At 42.0% G+C, this 707-nt stretch carries 1 pseudogene; it reads left to right on the top strand.

Annotated elements, in window-relative coordinates:
* Positions 1–707: pseudogene (locus AS194_RS13870) on the top strand (hypothetical protein); the annotation flags it as partial.

Raw genomic sequence — 707 nt, 5'->3', positions numbered from 1 at the left:
GCAAGGAATCAACGCCATGAATCAAAAAACTGCCCTTTTTGTCGTGATAAACACACCAAGAAGAATGGACGCAAGCTAGGTAAACAACAGTATCAATGTCTAGCTTGCAGACGGCAGTTTTTAGGTGGCATAAGACTCAATAACCAAACCCTTTGGACAGAATACACTCAAGGTAAACAGACCTACAAACAACTGGCTGATAAGTACCATTGTAGTCTTAAAACCATTCAAAGACGCTTAGACACAGTCAGTATTGACTATCAAGTTAGGCGACCAAAGACTGCCAATATCATCATGGACACCACTTACTTTGGTCGTAAGTTCGGTTTAATGGTTTTTATGGACAATACCACTAAAGCCGTTCTTTATTATGCGATAGTGAGTCATGAAACCAACAGTGCCTACAAGCAAGGAATTGATCATCTAGCAACGCTGGGCGTTGATATACAAAGCATTACCTGTGATGGTAGACGAGGACTGCGTACGTTATTCACCCGTATCCCTTGCCAGATGTGCCAGTTCCATCAAGTGCAAATAGTGACTCGCTATCTGACTCGTCGCCCTAAAAACAGTGCCAGTATTGAGCTTAGACGGCTCACTTTAAACTTAACACAGCTTAAGAAAGCTGACTTCATAGAGCGCTTAGATCACTGGTATTTAACTCATGAAGCCTATCTTAATGAGCGTAGTACCAATGAAGATACTGG

Source organism: Psychrobacter piscatorii, assembly GCF_001444505.1.
In the GTDB taxonomy this organism is placed as follows: Bacteria; Pseudomonadota; Gammaproteobacteria; order Pseudomonadales; family Moraxellaceae; genus Psychrobacter; species Psychrobacter piscatorii_B.
The sequence above is the reverse complement of the archived record's forward strand: the minus strand, read 5'-3'. Positions and strand labels throughout refer to the sequence as shown.